Source organism: Acinetobacter sp. ACIN00229 (genome assembly GCF_016106645.1).
In the GTDB taxonomy this organism is placed as follows: Bacteria; Pseudomonadota; Gammaproteobacteria; order Pseudomonadales; family Moraxellaceae; genus Acinetobacter; species Acinetobacter oleivorans.
Genome location: NZ_JADWOM010000003.1, coordinates 143,578 through 161,545, shown reverse-complemented (window position 1 = coordinate 161,545; position 17,968 = coordinate 143,578). Strand labels below are relative to the sequence as shown.

17 protein-coding genes are annotated in these 17,968 nt (G+C 39.0%); 9 read left to right on the top strand and 8 right to left on the bottom strand.

Annotation, left to right across the window (positions count from 1 at the left end; translation table 11 throughout):
- The first annotated feature begins 156 nt into the window (after positions 1-156).
- Complete coding sequence (locus tag I7H67_RS03620; protein WP_151822755.1) at positions 157-981, top strand: tetratricopeptide repeat protein; 825 nt, start codon at positions 157-159, stop codon at positions 979-981.
- A gap of 27 nt (positions 982-1,008) precedes the next feature.
- Here I7H67_RS03620 and I7H67_RS03615 read toward each other — a convergent pair whose 3' ends face one another.
- From I7H67_RS03615 to I7H67_RS03600, 4 genes are all read right to left on the bottom strand, one after another.
- A complete protein-coding gene (locus I7H67_RS03615; RefSeq protein WP_198307099.1) occupies positions 1,009-1,932 on the bottom strand; it encodes an AEC family transporter in 924 nt (307 codons plus the stop codon).
- A gap of 56 nt (positions 1,933-1,988) precedes the next feature.
- A complete protein-coding gene (locus I7H67_RS03610; protein WP_198307098.1) occupies positions 1,989-3,098 on the bottom strand; it encodes an NADH:flavin oxidoreductase/NADH oxidase in 1,110 nt (369 codons plus the stop codon).
- A 9-nt stretch (positions 3,099-3,107) separates the two neighbouring features.
- The gene (locus I7H67_RS03605) at positions 3,108-5,237 is read right to left on the bottom strand and encodes a TonB-dependent receptor family protein (protein WP_198307097.1); all 2,130 of its coding nucleotides are present in this window, start codon (positions 5,235-5,237) and stop codon (positions 3,108-3,110) included.
- Positions 5,238-5,370: 133 nt separating this feature from the next.
- Complete coding sequence (locus I7H67_RS03600; protein WP_198307096.1) at positions 5,371-5,937, bottom strand: DNA-3-methyladenine glycosylase; 567 nt, start codon at positions 5,935-5,937, stop codon at positions 5,371-5,373.
- 75 nt (positions 5,938-6,012) lie between these two features.
- Here I7H67_RS03600 and mutM point away from each other — a divergent pair, with 75 nt between their 5' ends.
- On the top strand, positions 6,013-6,837 hold the full coding sequence (gene mutM / locus I7H67_RS03595) for a bifunctional DNA-formamidopyrimidine glycosylase/DNA-(apurinic or apyrimidinic site) lyase (RefSeq protein WP_198307095.1): 825 nt from the start codon (positions 6,013-6,015) through the stop codon (positions 6,835-6,837).
- 19 nt (positions 6,838-6,856) lie between these two features.
- Positions 6,857-7,147, top strand: coding sequence for a peptidylprolyl isomerase (locus I7H67_RS03590; RefSeq protein ID WP_005309756.1), 291 nt, complete (start codon positions 6,857-6,859; stop codon positions 7,145-7,147).
- Between the two features lie 10 nt (positions 7,148-7,157).
- Here I7H67_RS03590 and I7H67_RS03585 read toward each other — a convergent pair whose 3' ends face one another.
- From I7H67_RS03585 to typA, 3 genes are all read right to left on the bottom strand, one after another.
- Complete coding sequence (locus I7H67_RS03585; RefSeq protein WP_198307094.1) at positions 7,158-7,511, bottom strand: gamma-glutamylcyclotransferase family protein; 354 nt, start codon at positions 7,509-7,511, stop codon at positions 7,158-7,160.
- A 141-nt stretch (positions 7,512-7,652) separates the two neighbouring features.
- Positions 7,653-8,084, bottom strand: coding sequence for a large conductance mechanosensitive channel protein MscL (gene mscL / locus I7H67_RS03580; protein WP_013196893.1), 432 nt, complete (start codon positions 8,082-8,084; stop codon positions 7,653-7,655).
- A 256-nt stretch (positions 8,085-8,340) separates the two neighbouring features.
- A complete protein-coding gene (gene typA / locus I7H67_RS03575; RefSeq protein ID WP_151821357.1) occupies positions 8,341-10,176 on the bottom strand; it encodes a translational GTPase TypA in 1,836 nt (611 codons plus the stop codon).
- A 178-nt stretch (positions 10,177-10,354) separates the two neighbouring features.
- On the opposite strand from typA, the gene I7H67_RS03570 reads away from it, so the two are divergent.
- The 5 genes from I7H67_RS03570 to I7H67_RS03550 all read left to right on the top strand — a co-directional run bounded on the left by I7H67_RS03570 (position 10,355) and on the right by I7H67_RS03550 (position 15,902).
- A complete protein-coding gene (locus I7H67_RS03570) occupies positions 10,355-11,713 on the top strand; it encodes a uracil-xanthine permease family protein (RefSeq protein WP_049838089.1) in 1,359 nt (452 codons plus the stop codon).
- 59 nt (positions 11,714-11,772) lie between these two features.
- Positions 11,773-12,786: a methyltransferase gene (locus I7H67_RS03565; RefSeq protein ID WP_013196891.1), complete on the top strand. Its 1,014-nt coding sequence runs from the start codon at positions 11,773-11,775 to the stop codon at positions 12,784-12,786.
- A gap of 21 nt (positions 12,787-12,807) precedes the next feature.
- Entirely contained in the window at positions 12,808-14,268 is a 1,461-nt protein-coding gene (locus I7H67_RS03560; protein ID WP_004789223.1) for an amino acid permease, read from the top strand.
- A 266-nt stretch (positions 14,269-14,534) separates the two neighbouring features.
- Entirely contained in the window at positions 14,535-15,740 is a 1,206-nt protein-coding gene (locus I7H67_RS03555; RefSeq protein WP_198307093.1) for an RtcB family protein, read from the top strand.
- Between the two features lie 3 nt (positions 15,741-15,743).
- The gene (locus I7H67_RS03550) at positions 15,744-15,902 is read left to right on the top strand and encodes a hypothetical protein (RefSeq protein ID WP_005309734.1); all 159 of its coding nucleotides are present in this window, start codon (positions 15,744-15,746) and stop codon (positions 15,900-15,902) included.
- Between the two features lie 124 nt (positions 15,903-16,026).
- Here I7H67_RS03550 and omp38 read toward each other — a convergent pair whose 3' ends face one another.
- Complete coding sequence (omp38, locus tag I7H67_RS03545) at positions 16,027-17,070, bottom strand: outer membrane protein Omp38 (protein WP_009389439.1); 1,044 nt, start codon at positions 17,068-17,070, stop codon at positions 16,027-16,029.
- 379 nt (positions 17,071-17,449) lie between these two features.
- On the opposite strand from omp38, the gene I7H67_RS03540 reads away from it, so the two are divergent.
- A complete protein-coding gene (locus I7H67_RS03540; RefSeq protein WP_198307092.1) occupies positions 17,450-17,965 on the top strand; it encodes a GspH/FimT family pseudopilin in 516 nt (171 codons plus the stop codon).
- Positions 17,966-17,968 lie beyond the last annotated feature (3 nt).

The window sequence follows — 17,968 nt, the reverse complement described above, 5'->3', positions numbered from 1 at the left end:
GTGAGTGGGTCTTTTTTCTCCACAATTTGCCCAAAGTGCAGCGCTTTATATACAAATCGGCTGTTTACTTTCAGCAATCAATATTTATGATGAGAAATGAAACTATTTAATGCATCAATGGAATGATGTAGCTACGAAGTAAAAGGTTAAAAAGAAATGAAGAAATTACTAATCGCAAGCCTAATCACCCTTTCAAGTGCATCAATTTTTGCAGCTGATAACACGGCGACCGCTGCTAAAACCGATGTTTTCAAACAAGCTGAACAACTCTACGCAGCAAAAAATTACTCTGCCGCATTTCAAGAAATGCAACGCCTAGCTCAAACAGGAAATGCCCAAGCCATCTATAACTTAGGCTATATGACTCAAATGGGCCAAGGTACAGCAAAAGATTCTTCTAAAGCCCTCAAATATTATGAAGATGCTTCAAATAAAGGTTACGCCCAAGCGAGTTACACGCTGGCACAAATTTATGAGACTGGTGAATTAGGGGTTGCCAAAGACAGCAACAAATTCAGTCAATATATTCAAAAAGCATCGGCTCAAGGTTCTGATGATGCAACTGTGAAAATCGCGACGATTTTATTTGCTCAGAAAAAACCGCAGTCACATCAAATTGCCCTTCAAAAGTTAGCACCTTTAATTAGAAAGGGTAACTATCCAGCGACTCAGGTGAAAGCACTTTATGATATTAGTCAAGGTGTGGAAAATAAAAATCCGTTAATGAAACGCCAAGGTATCGAAGCTTTACAATCGATTGCTCAAAAAGGTTACGCTCCTGCGTCTATGGCTTTAGCGACCATGATGGCGAATGGTAATATCATTCCACAAAATTTACCTGAGGCCAAAAAGATCTTTACTGAACTTGCCAATCAAAATGTTCCTAACGCTAAAGAGTCTTTGGTTTCGGTTGATAAGATTATTGCAGAAAAAAGTAAACAGGCTGCAAATGCTCCCGCACAGCCAGCACCAAAGAAATAGTCACTAGCCCCTTACGGGGCTTTTCTTTTACCACCACAAAGCAATAAGCCCGCTAACGCCAATAAAACCAACAACTGTACTAATCATAAGCGGTGTTAATGCTTTTTCATTTAATCCATAAGCCTGTCCAAAAATTCCGAAAGCAATCGGCATTGGTAAGGCAGCAATTAATGTTCCTGCGTAGAGCATCTCACGACTTACATCTGGAGTTATTAAAAAGAGAGAAAAAATAACAGATGGCATGAGGATAACTTTAAATATCGCCAACAAAATACTTTCTGTATTTACTGCTGTGATTCCAATACCCACTAAACTCCCGCCAATTGCAAACAAGGCCAAAGATGAAGCTGTACGACCAAGTAACTCTAAAGACTGATCAAGCGTCGCAGGAAGATTAACATCGAAAAGAATACATCCCATTCCAACCAAAATCGCGATAATGACAGGATTCTTGAGTAAGTTTAAAAAAGTCTGTTTTAAAAGCGGTAAAAGATTTTGTTGTTGATGTAAACCAGCTTCGGCCAGAATGAGCATCAGTGCCACAATCAATAAATTTTCAATGATGAGTGTTAAAGAAATATAAATCGCAGCATGATTACCTATCAACATGGTTAAAATAGCTGTTCCCATAAATCCAGTATTGGACATAGATGCGCCCATCGAAATAACGGCGCTATGAGTTAAACTATTTTTAAAATATTTTCGATAGAGAATAAAAGCCAAGAAAAATAAAATTAAAGACCCACCGCCATAAGCAAGAAAATAAGCAGGGTGCCAAATGTCTTGTAAGTTTTTATTTGCCAATGAGTGAATTAAAAAAGCTGGTAAAGAAATTTTAATTACAAATGCGCTAAGAGCCCTGATCTGTTCAGGCGTTACTAATTTGATGAGGACACAAACATAGCCCATCAATAGCAATATCAAGATAGGTAAAATAACCTGAAAAACCACTGACCGTCCTCACTTAGCGAAAGAAAAATGGGCAAAGATAACTTTGCCCAAAACAATTAAAAAGAGTTAAAAAGCTGCTTTAATCCATGAGGTTGGCAACGTAAATACTGAGGTGCAATTTTAACTTCTGCACCTAAAGCCGCTGCTGCATGCCAAGGCCATCTTGGGTCGTACAACATTGCACGAGCAAGACCAATAGCATCAGCTTGCTGGTTTTCCAAAATTTGTTCTGCATGTTCTGGCTCAGTAATTAAGCCTACAGCAATGACTGGAATAGACACATGCTTTTTGACTTGTTCAGCAAATGGAACTTGGTAACCTGCCCCAATCGTAATAGACTGATGCTCGTGCAAACCACCACTAGACACATGCACATAGGCTGCGCCCAATTGCTCTAAAGCTTTTGATAAACCCACTGTAGATTCAACATCCCAGTGCTTGATGCTCTCTAACCAATCAGTCGCAGACAATCTAACACCTACAGGATAACCTTCAGGTACAGCCAATTTAATTGCCTGAAGAACCTCAAGGGTCATACGCATACGGTTTTCTAAAGAACCACCATATTCATCAGTACGCTGATTGGCAATTGGCGATAAGAATTGATGTAATAAATAACCATGCGCAGCATGAACTTCAATCAGCTCAAACCCAGCTTCTACAGCACGTTTTGCAGCCGCTGCAAAGTCTTGTTGAACCTGTTTAATCTCAGCAATAGTCAAAGCATGGGGTGCTGCATCATGAACAGAAAAAGTACTTTCACTTGGTGCAACCGTTTGCCAACCATGAGGCTGATCTTTTGCAATTTGACCTTTGCCTAACCATGGTTTTTCAGTAGACGCTTTACGTCCCGCATGTGCTAACTGAATTCCAAATGGCATCGGTGAAAGTGTATGAACCTTAGCTAACAACGCTTTGATTTGGTCACGTTGCTGATCATTCCAGAGCCCAAGGTCAGCATAGCTAATCCGACCTTCAGGTTGTACAGCAGTCGCCTCTACAATACAAAGCCCAGCGCCAGACAATGCATAATTCGCCCATTGCTGTTCATGCCAATAGGTAATTTCACCGTCATCTGTTGCCGAATATTGGCACATTGGAGCAATTACAATTCTATTGACCAGTTGTAGTGAACCAAAGTTAACCGTTTCAAATAATTTTGCCATTTTTAATTCCTAGAATTGCTTAATTACACGTAAACCTGCACTCCAGTTACGTCCATCCGCTGGTTCAAAATAACGTCCATTACCATCATTTACGATCACTGAACCTGCATAGTTTTTATCAAATAGGTTATCAACACGGGCAAAGCTATTCACTTTCCAGTCGCCCATTACCCATGCATAACCCACATTAGCTGAGGTTACACTGTAGCTTGGTGCCGCGTCACTGTTGGTATCATTCACGTATACTTTATCCATATACTGTACATCTACACCGCCATATAGACCGTGCGATGGCTGCCAAGCTAAAGAGGCATAAGCTTGGTTTTTAGCAATTCCAGGAATGGCATTACCCGATGGAATTTGAGCAATACTTCCTAAAGCTGGAATATCAGCATCAAAAGTTGCATCTAAATATGTATAGCTAGCAGTCGCTGTTAAATCTCGCCACAACTTTTTATTCCATGCAAACTCTACCCCTTCACGTAAGGTTTTATCGGCATTACGGAATGTTGATCGACCATTTGAGTTGCCGGCAGAAACGATATCATCTTTGGTTTTAGTTTGAAAAACTGCCAAAGTAAAATCACCTAATTGGTTTTGTGATTTTAAGCCTGTTTCATAGGTATCACTTGTGGATGCGGTTAAATCAAAATTAAAACCACTTTCTCCATCTGGACGATATGCCATTTCAGTAAAAGTTGGCGTTTCAAATCCTTTGGCATAACTCACATAGGCCATGAGTTCAGGTAAAATTTGCCAGCTTAAAGCAACTGAAGGCAAAACTTTACTGTAATCAGTCTTACCACTATCGTCGCCATTACTTAAATAGTTATCTTTAGATTTGTAGTGGACATTGCTATAGCGTACGCCCGTATCTAAACGCCACATTGGTAAGAACTGCCATGACGCTTGTAAATAAGGATCGATATTCCACAAGGTATTGTCTTCATCACGACGCAAATTACCTTTGACGCCATAAGAAGGTTGACCATTTACCAAATTAAAGTTTTCAAAACCTTTACGATCTTCATCCATTGCATCGAGTGCAACACCAACACTTAGAGTAGTATTTGGAAGTAACTCTTTGCCCGTCCAACGGAAATCAGCACCATAATAATCACGCTCAAAATCAATTACCCCGCCTGCATGATTGATGCTGGCATCTTGTGTTGATTTAGGTATAGATTGATATTGAGTGACTTGGCGATTACCTAAATATGCCATAGCATAGAGTTCATTTTTATCATTAATAGGCTTAGACCATGTCACCCCTGTTTGGGTCTGTTCAATATCTTTACGGACATTAAATTGCTTTAAAAATGGAACTTGTTGCTTTGGATTAGCATTCCACTGGTCATGCGTTAAACCCTGCGGGTCGTCTGCATGAATTTTGACATAGTTGGTTATCCAGTTGATTTTGCTACCATCATTAAGATCCCAACTGAGTTTTGCATTATTTAATACTTTTTCTGCACCAGTATGTTCTCGGTAACCATCAGTATCGAAGTATGATGAACTAATAACATAACTTGGTTCATTCGCACCCTTTGCCCCACCTTGTAGCACGAGTCCCGCTCGGCTTTTATCGTGGCTGCCTCCCGAATAACTCAGCTCAATTGAATCTTTTCCTTGTCCTTCTTTAGTAGACGTTAAAATTGTCCCGCCAGATGAGTTTCCATATAGCGATGAAAAAGGTCCCGTTAGAACTTCAACATGATCCAGACTACTTAAATCGATATTAGATGTTTGACCCTGTCCATCTGGCATTGTGGCAGGAATACCGTCCACATACAGGCGAATGCCTCGAACCCCAAAAGTTGAACGTGCACCAAAACCACGCATAGATAACTGTAAATCTTGTGCATAATTTTCACGATTACGAAGCTGTAAACTCGGTATACCCTTCACAACTTCGGTTAAATTTACTTGTGAAGAAGTATCGACTTGAGGTGCATCTATTCGAAAAACCGAAGCTGGCGTCTGCAAATAGGTTGTATCGGTACGGGTTGCCTCAACATGTAACGTTGGCAATACAGTCACGTCTTGGGTTAAGTCTTCTGCCCAAACAAGTGGGCTAGAAATGCAGCCCATACTCATCAAAATACAGTAATGAAGTCGATCTAAGCGTAATAAGGACATGCTTATTTCCTTTATTTATATTGTAGTTATCATAACAAAAAGCGGTGTCTTGTCTGGATATTGAATTCGATCTGCATTGTTATAAATCTAGAACACTCTTCATCGATATCTAAAATTGATTTCCAGATTAGAATTATCGACTCAAAGATGGATGGTCTTTCCAGCAATAACGTTCAGGCCAATCTTTTGCTTCTTCGGCATAATCAATTCCAATCCGTGGCGTCAACACTACTTCTGGCTGTATCGAAGCTGCCTCAATCCACAGTCCCGTTTCTTCACCTAAAGTCTGGCCTTTTAAAGTTCGATCAATACCCAAATAGCGTGTCAATTTTCCGGGTCCAGCTAGAAGCTTATATTCTTTTTTGGTTGAAGCACCATTTAAAAATGCAGAACGAATCATGACCCCTTCAGGAATGCCTTCTGTCTGAGTAATCAGATTGAGCATTTCATACATGCCATAAATTAAGTAGACATAAATCGTACCGCCAGAGCGATACATTACATCTGTTCGTGCTGTGCGCTTGTCATTGTAGCTGTGACAAGCTTTATCACGAACACCCAAATAAGCTTCTGTTTCACTAATTGTGCAACGGATGACTTGACCATCAGGTTGTCGTTTACATAATACGCAGCCAATTAGGTCATAAGCCACTTCGGAGGTTTCACGTTGAAACCAGCTTAATGGTAAAATATCTGACATAGTAATCTCTGAAATATTACATACCACACGTTATACTTGATTAATCCAGTATATCTGTTAATTCTGCGAGTTGGCATGCCTGAGTTACCCGAAGTCGAAACAACCAAAACCAGTTTATTTCCTCTATTGAATCAAAAAGTTCTAAGTGTTGAAGTACGTAATCCGAGCTTACGTTGGCCTATCCCAGATGATGTTCAAAAACTCGTTGGGCAACGTCTCATTGGGTTAAATCGACGTTCAAAATATATTTTGGCAGAGTTTGAACAAGATCAAATGCTCTGGCATTTAGGCATGTCGGGTAGCTTTCGCCTGTCCCAACCAAATGATGAGCTGAGAAAACATGATCATTTAATTATTCAATTTGAAGATCAGCAGTTACGTTACCATGACCCACGTCGTTTCGGTTGCATCCTTTGGCTTAATACGGAAACTCAAGGCAAACTCATTGACACTTTAGGACCTGAGCCTTTAAGTTCTGACTTTCATGCAGAATATTTAGCTTCCAAACTTAAAAATAAAGCTGTCGGCATAAAAATTGCACTTATGGATAATCATGTAGTGGTTGGTGTAGGCAATATTTATGCAACTGAAAGCTTATTTAATGTTGGCATTCACCCAGCACAACCTGCTGGTGATTTAAGCATGCAACAGATTGAAAAATTGGTTGTTGAAATTAAACGAATTCTAAAGACAGCAATTGATTTAGGTGGTTCGACTTTACGCGACTACAGCAATGCCATGGGTGAAAATGGTTATTTCCAGCAAACATTACTTGCTTATGGTCGTGCTGGAGAAATGTGTGTTAACTGTGAAACCACATTAGAAAACTTAAAACTTGGTCAGCGTGCCAGCGTATTTTGTCCCCAGTGCCAACCCCTTAAAAAGCTGAGAAAGCCTTAATTTTTTGGAGAAAGACAACATGCAAACAGCAATTGTCCGTCATATTTTAGTCAAAGATAAAGACTTAGCTGAGCAGCTAAAAAAGAAGCTACAAAATGGTGCCGACTTCGCAAAAATTGCCAAGCAATACTCCACCTGTAATTCGGCAAAACGTGGCGGTGAACTTGGCGAAGTCAAAAAAGGACAACTTGTGCCAGTCATTGACAAAGTTGTTTTTACAGCTGCTGAACGTGTTTTACAAGGCCCAATCAAAAGCCAGTTTGGCTATCATCTTTTAGAAGTTAAATTCCGAATGGGCAGCTTACGTTGATTGCATTAATTTAATTATTTTTTTCAGAAGCTTGAGCCTGTGCATTCAGTTGATATGTCCAGGCTTTAACACACTCACCCGACTCTAATTTCACATCTGCGATGACACGCTGGTATTGAAAACCCTCAAAGTCATCAAGCATTTGCCAATTTTCAGCAAGTTTTTCCGTACTAAACAAATAGCCCTCTACCCAATCTGCTTGCGAATCTAACTCAAGCGCTTTTAAGCCTTTGTCAGGTCCCCAATCTAAAATATGAATCACACCGCGTACACTAGCTTTTGTCCAGCTTCCACCAATCTGCTCTAAAATATGAGCATTTGCTTTATTCGGACATAAAGTGCCATACACAAAAAGCTGATTCATTTATTTATATCCTTTTTACAATCTAGATAGTTGAGCCTATCGGTAGCCTGCCTATTTTATCAATATCTTTAGCCCAGTATAAAATACTAAGTAATAAAAAACGGTACTCTCGGTACCGTTTCCTATTAATTCAGAATATTGTTAAGCTTGCTTTTTCAACTCATCGCGAATTTCACGCAATAACTGAATATCTTCAGGAGTTGCAGCTGGAGCTTCTGGCTCTTCTTTATTACGACGAAGTTTATTTAATAATTTCACCATTAAGAACACTACCCAAGCCAAAATTAGGAAGTTAATTAAAATGGTGAGGAAATTACCATAAGTTAAAACATTGATACCTGCTTTTTGCAAAGCATCTAAAGATTGCAGATTGGTAGGGTTGGATCCTAGAACAATAAATTTCTGCGAAAAATCAACACCACCACCAGTAATCACACTGATAATTGGCATGATAATATCTTTTACTAAAGAGTCCACGATTTTGCCAAAAGCACCACCAATAATCACACCAATGGCTAAATCCATCATATTGCCTTTAATGGCAAATTCTTTAAATTCTTGAATAATACTCATCTAAACATCTCCAGATGTCGGGGGCCGAAACAGGTCATATTTTTCTTTTTCATTGGCCTCGTATCAAATTAGATAGTACTCGCCATGATATTGATAATTTAATATTTTTATCAAAAAAAAGAAAACTATCTCACACTTTAACAACATATTCTCTTATAAGAAAAATATGATTTTAAGCTTAGTTTAATTTTAAATATAACGATTAAAAAAACCGCTAAATTAATTTAGCGGTTTTTTCTTTTTCAGTTAAGAAAAATTATTTATCACGGTTACGTTTACGTTCGTTTTCAGTCAAGTAACGCTTACGGATACGGATTGATTTAGGTGTTACTTCAACTAATTCATCATCTTCAATGAATTCAAGCGCTTGCTCAAGCGTATATTCAATTGCAGGTACTAAAGTTAAAGCATCATCTGTACCAGATGCACGAACGTTAGTTAATTGTTTCGCTTTAGTTGGGTTTACAACCATATCGTCTGAACGAGAGTTAATACCCACGATCATACCTTCGTAAACTTCTAACTGTGGTTTAGCGAACAAACGACCACGGTCTTGTAAGCTGAACAATGCATAGCCCAAGCAAGTACCTTGAACCATAGAGATCAATACACCGTTTTGACGTTTCGCAACAGTACCTTGTTTAACAGGGCCATAATGCGAGAAGCTTGAAGTCATGATTCCTGTACCAGAAGTCATGGTCAAAAATTCAGAACGGAAACCGATCAAACCACGTGAAGGTACAGTTGCTTCAATACGGATACGGCCTTTACCGTCAACTTCCATATTGGTCATCTCGCCTTTACGGTGACCCATTTGTTCCATTACAGCACCTTGATGCTGTTCTTCAACGTCAAAAGTTACGTTTTCGTAAGGCTCTTGTCTTTCACCATCAATTTCTTTGATGATTACTTGTGGACGTGATACGCCCATTTCAAAACCTTCACGACGCATGTTTTCAATTAAAACTGAAAGGTGAAGTTCACCACGGCCAGATACTTTGAAACGGTCTGGACTGTCAGTATCTTCAACACGTAAAGCTACGTTATGAATTAATTCGCGATCAAGACGTTCACGGATATTACGTGAAGTTACGAATTTACCTTCTTTACCAGCAAACGGAGAGTTGTTTACTTGGAATGTCATAGATACTGTAGGTTCATCTACAGATAATGCTGGTAATGCTTCAACATTTTTCGGATCACAAACTGTGTCAGAAATGTTAAGTGCATCGATACCAGTAATACATACGATATCACCAGCAGAAGCTGATTCAACATCAATACGCTCTAAACCATGGTAACCCATGATTTTCAAGATACGACCGTTACGTGTATTGCCTTCTTTGTCAATTACAGTAACAGGAGTATTTAATTTTACTGAACCACGTTGAATACGACCAACACCGATAACGCCTACGAAGCTGTTATAGTCAAGTGATGAAATCTGCATTTGGAACGGACCATCAACATCAACTGCTGGTGGTTCAACGATATCAACAATCGTTTCAAACAACGGAGTCATGTCTTCTGCAAGTTCTTCTGGAGCAGGACCCGCTACACCACGTAAACCAGATGCATAAACGATTGGGAAGTCTAACTGTTCATCAGTTGCACCAAGGTTATCAAATAGATCAAATACTTGATCGATTACCCAGTCTGGACGCGCGCTTGGCTTGTCAACTTTGTTGATAATAACAATTGGTTTTAAACCACGAGCAAAAGCTTTTTGTGTCACAAAACGAGTTTGTGGCATTGGGCCTTCTTGTGAGTCAACTAAAAGCAATACGCAGTCAACCATCGACATAACACGTTCTACTTCACCACCGAAGTCGGCGTGTCCCGGGGTGTCAACGATGTTGATACGGTAAGTTGTATCAGTACGTTTATCCAACCAAGTAATAGAAGTGTTCTTTGCAAGAATGGTAATACCACGTTCACTTTCAAGCGCGTTCGAGTCCATGACACGCTCAATCTCGCCTGCTCGGTCACCGAGAGCACCTGATTGCTGAAGTAGTTTATCGACAAGTGTGGTTTTCCCGTGGTCGACGTGCGCAATAATTGCGATATTACGGAGATTTTTGATATCTGACATGAAAATTAGAAACGCCTGAAATTTGAGGGCAAATTATACAGAAAAACACTACTCTTGAGTAGTGACAGTTTATTGACATTGACAAAAAAAATTTCTAATAGCCTGTATTTCGTTTTGTAAAGATAGTTATCTCGATTAGAATAGCGCCAATTTGCAAAATTGCGGCAGACCTACACCCATGTCCAATCAACACTCTCAAGACCATTTAGACCTTGTTTATGGTTTAAATGATCGACCAAAACCTTTGATCGCTTTTTTAGCAGCTTTCCAGCATTTGCTTGCGATTATTGTACCAATTGTTACACCTGGTCTTTTAATTTGCTTAGCTTTAGGCGTTTCACGCACTGAAACTAACATGATTTTATCAATGTCTTTGGTGATTTCGGGTATTGCTACATTTCTACAATGTAAAAAAGTTGGTCCGTTTGGTGCAGGTCTTCTGATTGTTCAAGGCACAAGTTTTAACTTTATTGGCCCTATTATTGGTATTGGTAGTGCAATGGTGGCTGCTGGAACACCTGTAAACCAAGTCATGGCTGCAATTTTCGGTGTAGTCATTGCTGGCTCCTTTATTGAAATGGGTGTTTCGCAAATTCTTCCATGGGTAAAAAGACTAATTACCCCTTTGGTGACTGGTATTGTTGTTTTATTAATTGGCTTAACGCTTATTAAAGAAGGCTTGATTAGTATGGGTGGTGGCTACCAAGCCATGCAAGACCATACTTTTGCAAGTGCAGACAACCTTATTATGTCATGTACCGTACTTGCGATTATTATCGTTCTGAATCGTATTCGAGTGGTTTGGATTAAAAGCTCAGCTATTTTAATCGCGCTAGTGATTGGCTACATTCTTGCTGGATTTATGGGACATCTAGATTTCTCTAGTATTAAAGATGCACCCCTCGTACAAATTCCAACACCAATGCACTTTGGTTTGAGCTTCTCATGGGGCTTATTCATACCAATGGCATTCATTTATTTGGTGACCTCTTTAGAAGCCATTGGTGATGTGACAGCAACCAGTAAACTTTCTAACCAACCCGTTAATGGTCCTGAATGGATGAAACGCATTAAAGGTGGTGTATTAGTAAATGGTGCAAACTCTTTACTCGCTGGATTATTTAATACTTTCCCAAGTTCTGTTTTCGCTCAAAATAATGGTGTAATTCAACTCACTGGAGTGGCTAGCCGCTATGTAGGTATCTGGATTGCTGGATTACTTATTTTATTAGGTCTATTTCCTGCGGTAGCTGGTGTTATACAAGCAGTTCCTCAAGCAGTTTTAGGCGGCGCTGTTATGGTGATGTTCGGTGCCGTAGCTGCATCAGGCATTAATATTCTTTCATCTATTCACCTTGATCGCCGAGCATTATTAATTATTGCCATCTCACTTGCATTAGGTTTGGGTGTTGCTCAAGTTCCCCAAATTTTAGAGCATCTTCCAGAATTATTTAAAAATATTTTTAGCTCTGGCGTGGCAACAGGTGGTATAGCAGCATTAATTTTAAATGTTGTGCTTCCTGAAACGCATAAATAACTTTTAATTTTGATTACTGCCCAGCTCCCACTGGGCATTCTTCTTCATGAGAGATGTACATGGATCCTAGAAGTGAAGTGGTATTAAGACAGCAAGACTATTTGAAAGGTAGTATCTTGTTAATTAATGCACCGAATGATGCCTTAGTCAGTCAATTACCAGCTGGGACTGATGCGTCAGTCTGGACATGGAACCATGCCGACTATCAAGGATTTATAAATAGTGGAACAAAAGCTCACTTCTCAGTTGAGTTTCCCTCACAAGAATTCGACCAAGCAATTATTTTTGTTCCAAAATCTAAAGAACTCTTAAATTACATATTACATGTAGTGATGAGCCATCTTAAAACCAATCAATCTGTTTTTTTAGTCGGTGAAAAAAAAGGTGGCGTAGAAAGAGCCGCCAAACAATTACAAAGCTTTGGCAAAGTACTAAAACTTGATAGTGCACGTCACTGTCAGCTATGGCACTTAAAGATTGAGAAAACAGAACAAATTAAACCTCTAGAAAAATGGCTTAAAACCTATACTGTTCAGGTTAATGAACAAGAGCTTACGATTTGTGCCCTCCCCGGTGTTTTTAGCCAGAATCATCTAGATGTCGGAACTGCTGTTTTACTCCCTTATCTTAATCAGGTGAAATCAGGTAGAATTGCCGACTTCGGGTGTGGTGCTGGAATTATCAGTTGCTATTTGGCAAAAATAAATTCAAGTAATATTATTCATGCCCTAGATATTGATGCTTTCGCTTTACGGTCAACGGAAATGACTTTTAGTCGAAATGGAATAGGTTCAGACCAGTTGAGATTGCAGCCTGTCATAGGTATTGCAGACGCTCCAACAGAACTCGATGCCATTGTCAGTAATCCTCCTTTCCATCAAGGTATTCATACCAACTATGATGCAAGTGAAGGACTCTGCCAAAACGCTAAAAAACATTTAAAGGCATCAGGTGAGCTATGGATTGTAGCAAACCGTTTTTTAAACTATCCGATCTTAATTGAGAAGCACTTTGGTCAGTGCCAGATTAAAACTGATCTTCAAGGCTTTAAGGTGTTATATGCCTGTGCATAACAAACTATGTAAGGAATCTCCATGAGCGAAACACATGCTCCTGAAAAACTCCAGCGTAAGCTTGGAGCTCGTCATCTGAATATGATCGCCATTGGTGGTTCCATTGGTACAGGCCTCTTCCTTGCTTCTGGATCGACCATTGCAAATGCTGGCCCGGGTGGAGCACTACTCGCCTATTCTCTTATTGGTATTATGATTTACTTCTTAATGACCAGTCTAGGTGAGCTTGCAACCCACAATCCAACTTCTGGAGCTTTTTTTACATATGGTAGTCGTTATGTCGAAGAAGGCTTTGGCTTCGCTTTAGGTTGGAACTACTGGTATAACTGGGCAATTACAGTTGCATTCGAACTTGTTGCGGTTCAGTTTATTATGAAGTTCTGGTTCCCTGATATTCCAGGGTTTTACTGGAGTGCCCTGTTCCTCATCGTAATTTTTGCAATCAATGCCATGACAGTAAAAGGATTCGGCGAAAGCGAATTCTGGTTCTCAATGGTAAAAGTGATCGCAATCGTTGCCTTTATTATCATTGGCTTAGCCATGATCATTAAAATTATGCTAACTCCAGGTGTCGCAGCTTTTGGAAACTGGACCTATAAAGAAGCACCTTTTGTTGGTGGTTTACAGGCCATGATCGGTGTAGCAATGATTGCCGGATTCTCCTTCCAAGGGACTGAAATGGTGGGGGTTGCTGCTGGTGAATCTAAAGATCCAAAGAAAACGATTCCACTTGCAATCAAACAGATTTTCTGGCGAATCTTATTATTTTATATCTTATGTATCTTCATTATCGGTACGCTAATTGCCTATGATGACCCAAATTTATTACAAGCTGCTACCACTGAAAATGTTGCACTTTCTCCGTTTACATTGCTCTATGAAAGAGTTGGCTTTGCTTTTGCAGCTGGTTTAATGAATGCTGTCATTCTTACTGCTATTTTGTCAGCAGGTAACTCAGGCATGTATTCATCAACTCGTATGTTATTTAAAATGGCTCAGGAAGGTCGTGCACCAAAGTGGTTTGCAAAACTTGATGGTCGTGGCGTTCCAATGAATGCACTATATGCCACCACATTTATTGCCGCTTTTTGTTTCTTGACAACGTTTATTGGTGAAAAACAAGTCTTTAACTGGCTACTGAATATGTCAGGGATGTGTGGTTTCATTGTCTGGCTGGGCATTGCTATTTCACACTATCGTTTCCGTAAAGGTTATATTGCTCAAGGATATAAATTAGAAGATTTAGCATATCGCGCCAAATTTTTCCCATTTGCTCCTTGGTTTGCATTTATTCTCTGTTCAATCATCATCTTAGGACAGAACTATCAAGCCATTTTAGGTGGAAAAATTGACTGGTTAGGCCTACTTTCAACTTATATTAGTTTGCCATTATTCTTAATTATTTGGTTAGGCTATAAGTGGAAAAATAAAACTAAACTGATCGCTTATGATCAAATGAATGTGAAGCCAGAGCAAGACTAACAATCAGTAATTAAAAGTAAATCAGAGATCAAAAGCTTGATCTTTGATTAAAAAAGCGTAAAATGCCGTTCAGATTTTCAACGGCGCTTTTAAATAAGGAGGACATCATGCCAACACTACAAGGTAAAACAGATTAAATAATTTGGCACGATGTCAGCTCACGGACAAGTGTACAAATTCACTTCACTTGTCCGAATGCTCAAATTTAAGACCTAGCATTCGCTAGGTTTTTTTATGCCTGCTCGGACAAAAATAAGAGAAAAATTATGGGCATACAAAAAATATTAAATGAGGAAGCACTTTACGGTGTTCCCGTTAAAATTTTCACTCAAGATATAGATAGTGAAAGTATCGAACAACTCAAGAAAATAGCACAGCTGCAATTTATATATTCACATATTGCTGTTATGCCAGATGTTCACGTAGGAAAAGGTGCGACTGTAGGCAGTGTTATTCCAACTAAACATGCCATTATCCCAGCTGCTGTAGGTGTAGATATTGGCTGTGGAATGAATGCAATTCGCTTAAGTCTAAAGGCCTCGCAATTGCCTGATAACTTAAGTCGTTTACGCGATGCAATCGAACGTAAAGTACCAGTCGGATTTGCTTTGCATAAACAAGTTAAAGCAAAAGCTTCTAGCATTATTCCACTTGAAAAACGCTTAGAGCCTATTATCAAAAAGCATCCTGGACTTGTTCGAATGCTTCGACAATTTGATGCAACATGGCAAAAGCAACTTGGTACTTTAGGTGGTGGCAACCACTTTATCGAGCTATGTATTGATGAAAATCAAGACGTATGGGTAATGCTACATTCAGGTAGCCGAGGACTGGGTAACGTTATTGGCACTTATTTTATTGAATTAGCCAAGAAAGAAGCACAACATCGTTTTGGTCACGTACCAGATAAAGACTTAAGTTATTTTACCGAAGGCTCAAACAGTTTTGATGATTATGTAGAAGCTGTAGAGTGGGCCCAAGAATATGCTTTTGAAAATCGCAAGGAAATGATGCGTTTAATTTTAGAAGCGATTCGCCCACTTCTACCCTCGTTTCAAATGACCAAAGAGGCTATTAATTGTCATCATAACTATGTAAACCGTGAAACACATTTCGGTGAAAGTTTATTGATTACCCGAAAAGGTGCAATTCGAGCAGGCTTAGATGAATTAGGCATTATTCCAGGTTCAATGGGAGCACGCTCTTATATCGTCAGAGGTAAAGCAAACCCCGAGTCATTTTGTTCTTGTTCTCATGGAGCCGGTCGCAAGATGAGTCGAAGCAAGGCAAAAACTCTTTTTAACCAGCAAGATCTTATTGAACAAACCCAAGGTATTGAATGCCGCAAAGACAGTGGTGTTGTCGATGAAATCCCAAGTGCTTATAAAGATATTGATGAAGTCATGGCAAATCAGGCTGACCTCATTGAAGTTGTTCACACACTTAAACAAGTTTTATGTATTAAAGGTTAAAACATGAAAATTAAAGAAATGCCAAAAATCAAAGTCCGTAATCAAGTAGCTCTTTCCCCTTTACTGCACAAAGGTGGAATGCATGAAACGGAGAAACCTCGTGCTCAACATCGTAGAGATAGACAAGATGCTAAACAGCAATTAAGAAAAGGTGATTGGTAAATAATTTAGACCAAGATCGAAAGTAATTATTATTAAGGAGATATAGAAATGACTAAATATTTTAAAAATCGCAATAAAAAAAGCGACTCTAACGAGTCGCTTTTTTACTGTTCAAGAACCCAAATTATTGAGCTGCTGCAGGAGCTGCCGCTTCTTGACCAGGTTGAACAACTACAGTACGGCTACCAGTGATTGTCGCGAATACACGACGGTTCATAGCACGACCTTCTTTAGTTTTGTTGTCAGCAATCGGTTGATCCCAAGCGAAACCTTGAGTAGACAAACGAGATGCATCAACGTTGTATTCGTTTACAAGAGCTGATTTAACAGAGTTAGCACGAGCTAAAGATAAACGTTCGTTTAACTTACGTGGACCAGTGTTATCTGTGTGACCTTCGATACGTGCAGTAGCGTTAGGGTATTCAGTTAACTTCTCAGCAACTTTAGCGATTTCTGGCTTGTATTGGTCTTTGATGTTTGATTTGTTAGTATCAAAGAACACACGAAGTTCCATGTTAAGGTCTTCAGTTAACTCTTGTGGTTGTGGAGCAACTGGAGTTGGTTCAACTGGAGCAACTTCTACTACTGGAGCAGCAGGCTTCAAGTGACCACCAAGAACTACGTTTAAACCAGCAAGAGCTGTATAACGCCAGTATTTCTCATCAAAATCATAAGTACCACGAGCTTCAGTACGAAGTGATAATGCATCATTCAAACGATAGAAAGCACCTACACCAGCATTACCGATTGTATCTTTCTTGTCTTCATAGATACCATCAAACTCAGTTTTAGTTTGACCAGCACCTAATAATACGTACGGCTTAAATTTGCTGTCGTAGTTCTTAGTAATCAAATCTGAAGTTGCGTAGAAGTTACCAGCAACAGTTTTTTGTTTATATTCAGCACCAGCTACGCCAGTACCATCAAGATCACCTTTAACTTGGTTATATTCAGCTTCGAAACCTAACCAAGGAGTTAATTCAACACCTAGTGCAGCACCAACGAATAAATCATCTTGTAATTCAGCATGACTAGTTAATTTATCGTTGTTGTGGTCACTATCCTGCCAAGTATAACCTACCAATAAAGGGGTAACAGTTACGCCAGCATTAGCAGCAGCTAAAGGTGCAGCGACAAGCATAGCAAGTGCAATACGACTCAATTTCATGGATATCCTCCAGAGATAACAATTGTTGTTCAAGCTCAGCCTAAATTTATTGGCCCCTGAGATATTTTCACCCCAGTATTATTTTTAAGCTATTCACATTTGAATCATACAAACACTTGATAGACTTTCCAAGTGCTTGATAATTTTAATCAAGTAAATTATTGACAAAATTACTTACAATTTCCGTTGTAATTCGGTAATTTTTTACTCAACTAGCAAATATGAACAACTTCTTTCTTTCGCTTAGGGTGATTTTACCAGTATTCTAGCGTCCTGATAACCTTTATTTAATTTTGTGTTTCCTCATTATAAAAAGTCATATAAACCATTGATAGAACGCATAAAATCAAAATATTTCTTTATATATTAAGGAATTTTAATGTTTAAATCTCCCGGTTTCACATTGATGGAACTCATTATAACGCTCGCAATTCTTATGATTATGTTCACCCTAGCCCTTCCTTTATACCACCAATTTATGGCTTCAATGGAATTAAAAAACACGCCTCAACTACTCACAATTCATATACAAAAAGCTAAATACGACGCAATTCTACGACATAAGAGTGTCGTACTTTGCCCAAGTGTTGATTTGTCTATATGTAATAGTAATTGGGATACAAGGCTTATAAGCTTTGTAGACACAAATCATAATCTACAAAGAGAAAGCGACGAAGAAATATTAACCAATATTGAACTTAATCATCATTATGGCTCTTTGAAATTTCAAAAATTCGGCAAAAAATTAAATAGTATCGTATTTCAGGGAGATACTGGACTTCCACGTGAGTCTAACGGCAGTTTTACTTATTGTTCTTATAATCAGCTTAAAAACTTTAAATTAGTCCTCAGCAAAATGGGACACACCCGATTACAAGACCTTAAAAATTGTTAGAAC